This is a genomic window from Wandonia sp., from assembly GCF_984588085.1.
In genome coordinates, this window is record NZ_CFIGVI010000034.1 from 1 (window position 1) to 2,833 (window position 2,833).

The 2,833-nt window shown below is 41.9% G+C and carries 3 protein-coding genes and 1 tRNA gene; 2 read left to right on the forward strand and 2 right to left on the reverse strand.

Annotated features, from left to right (window positions below):
* Both der and era read right to left on the reverse strand, forming a co-directional pair.
* On the reverse strand, positions 1-1,283 hold a 1,283-nt coding region (gene der / locus AC4PL9_RS11605; protein WP_491604917.1), incomplete at its 3' end, for a ribosome biogenesis GTPase Der.
* Entirely contained in the window at positions 1,280-2,173 is an 894-nt protein-coding gene (era, locus tag AC4PL9_RS11610; protein WP_491604918.1) for a GTPase Era, read from the reverse strand. The genes era and der, both read right to left, overlap by 4 nt.
* Before the next feature lie 210 nt (positions 2,174-2,383).
* Here era and AC4PL9_RS11615 point away from each other — a divergent pair.
* Together AC4PL9_RS11615 and AC4PL9_RS11620 are read left to right on the forward strand one after the other, a co-directional pair.
* A tRNA-Met gene (locus tag AC4PL9_RS11615) sits at positions 2,384-2,456 on the forward strand.
* A 58-nt stretch (positions 2,457-2,514) separates the two neighbouring features.
* Positions 2,515-2,769 (forward strand): GIY-YIG nuclease family protein, encoded by a 255-nt coding sequence (locus AC4PL9_RS11620; RefSeq protein WP_491604919.1) that lies wholly within the window; start codon positions 2,515-2,517, stop codon positions 2,767-2,769.
* Positions 2,770-2,833: the final 64 nt, after the last annotated feature.

Here is a 2,833-nt window from a genome sequence, read left to right on the forward strand (position 1 = left end):
CGAATCGGAACACCTTCAAAATCCCAGTTTTCCCGGATTCTGTTCTCCAAAAACCTCTTGTAGGATTCCCCAATATACTGTGGAAGATTACAGAAGAATGCAAATGCCGGTGCATGTGTCGGTAACTGCTGGATATATTTGATCTTAATGTATTTTCCCTTCACAGATGGAGGCGGGTTGCCTGCAATAACTTCCTGCATCACCTCATTCAACTCGCTCGTAGGTATACGTTGAATACGATTTTCGTACACACGCATAACTGTTTCCAGGGTACGGTGAATCCGTTGTTTAGTTACGGTAGAAGTAAACAGAATCGGCACATCATTAAACGGCGCCAACTCTTCCCGTATTTTATCTTCGTATTCCTTGGTAGTTTTGTGGTCTTTTTCAATCAAATCCCACTTGTTTACCAAAACAACGACTCCCTTATGATTCTTCTCTGCGATGTAGAAAATACTCAAATCCTGCTTTTGAATTCCTTCCGTTGCATCCAACATAAAGATACACACATCCGAATTTTCGATCGCGCGAACTGAACGCAGAACCGAATAGTACTCAATATCCTCGTGTACTTTACTTTTCTTTCTGATCCCTGCCGTATCGATCAACATAAAATCAAAACCAAAAGAATTGTATCGGGTGTTAATGGCATCCCGGGTCGTTCCTGAGATATCCGTAACAATATTTCGGTCTTCTCCCGTAAGTGCATTAATCAGTGAAGATTTACCCACATTAGGTTTTCCTACAACTGCCACCCGGGGAATATCCGGTTCGTCCATATCAGCAGCCTTATCAAAATGCTGCACCAACTCGTCTAACAACTCACCGGTTCCGGAACCATTAACGGCTGAAATATCAAATATTTCACCAAAACCAAAGGAATAGAATTCAGAAGAAAGTCCGATGCGTTCTGTATTGTCTACTTTATTAGCAGCAATAAAGACCTTCTTTTTTGACTTTCTCAGCATTCCTGCTACTTTTTCATCAAGATCGGTAATTCCGGTCATCACGTCCACAACGAAAACAATAACATTTGCTTCATCAATAGCAATTTCGACCTGTTTACGGATTTCTCCCTCAAAAATATCATCCGATCCTTTTACGTATCCTCCGGTGTCGATCACCGAAAACGGAACACCATTCCACTCCCCTCTTCCGTAGATACGATCACGGGTAACACCGCTCACTTCTTTGACGATGGCCTGGTTGGATTCCGTCAGACGGTTAAATAAAGTCGATTTTCCGACATTCGGACGACCTACAATAGCTATAATGTTACTCATGATTTGTATCCGTATTTTTTCAGTTTGCCATCCGAAGCCCTCCAGTCTTTATCTACTTTAACAAAAGTTTCAAGGAAAACTTTCTTTCCGACAAATTTCTCAATATCCAGGCGGGATTCTTTCCCGATTCGTTTCAACATAGAACCTCCCGCACCGATAATAATTCCTTTCTGCGAATTGCGTTCTACAATGACCTGTGCGCGTATGTGCACCATCCGTTCATCTTCTTTATACTCTTCAATCTCAACCTGACTCGAATACGGAATCTCTTTCTGCGTATGTATAAAGATTTTTTCACGGATGATTTCAGATACAAAAAAGCGCATCGGTCGGTCACTGATCTCTTCCTTATCAAAATAAGGAGGGGATTCGGGGAGCAATTCTAAAATCCGCTGCCACACCTGATCCAAATTGAACTTATGTAATGCGGATACAGGGAGCACCTGTGCATTCGGAAGTTTTTCTTTCCAGTACTCGGCCCGCTGTACAACTTTATCCTGATCACCAAGGTCAATTTTATTAATCAGACAAATCACCGGTTTTTCCAGTTTTCGAATGGCTTCCAGTGTTGCCTCATGGTTCATTTCGTTCTCAAAGATATCGGTAATGAACAGAAGAATATCCGCATCTTTCAGGGAAGATTCGACAAATCCCATCATGGCTTCGTGCAATTTATAAGCTGCATTTACCACCCCCGGCGTATCTGAGAAGACAATCTGGTAATCATCCTCATTCACAATCCCATGTATCCGGTGACGTGTAGTCTGTGCTTTCGAAGTAACGATTGACAGTTTCTCTCCCACCATAGCATTCATCAATGTAGATTTCCCGACATTAGGGCTTCCTACAATATTAACGAATCCTGCTTTATGCTTTTTATTCTCTTCCATTTGCGCCTGCAAAGATACGACGAATTTGGTTGGGGCGCAATTCAATAGGTTAAAATAGCTTCTTTTTCGTAGTATCTTCTTAACAGAAAAGAAAAGTTTTTTTCAAATAAACTTGCAGGAACAAAGAAAACTCTCTATATTTGCACTCCCGTTTCGATACAACGGTAACGAAAATAAGGGATCAAAACAGAATATATAAACGCACTATATTGCGGGGTGGAGCAGTTGGTAGCTCGTCGGGCTCATAACCCGAAGGTCGCACGTTCGAGTCGTGTCCCCGCTACAAGAAAGAAGGTCAACTGAAAAGTTGGCCTTTTTTGTTGCTATAAAAATCACCCGCCATGTTCGTAACCTACGTGCTTTACTCCAAAAAACACGATAAAATCTACATCGGATATACAGCCAATCTTATTGATCGTTTTCATTCGCACAACCAGCTCGCAACAAAAGGATACACACTAAAGTTCAGACCCTGGGAAGTTGCCATTGTCGTCTTTTTTGATAACAAAAGGGATGCTATGAAACATGAAAAACAACTCAAATCCTCCAGAGGAAGAGCTTACATTCGACAACAGATACAACAATTAGTTTACTGACGAAATCCGGGCTCATATCCGTCTGCTGACGGACGCACGTTCGAGTCGTGTCCCCGCTACAAGA

Bases quoted from the DNA above. Each gene is read 5' to 3' on its own strand.
- era (WP_491604918.1), bottom strand. From the start codon at position 2,173: ATGGAAGAGAATAAAAAGCATAAAGCAGGATTCGTTAATATTGTAGGA.
- AC4PL9_RS11620 (WP_491604919.1), top strand. From the start codon at position 2,515: ATGTTCGTAACCTACGTGCTTTACTCCAAAAAACACGATAAAATCTAC.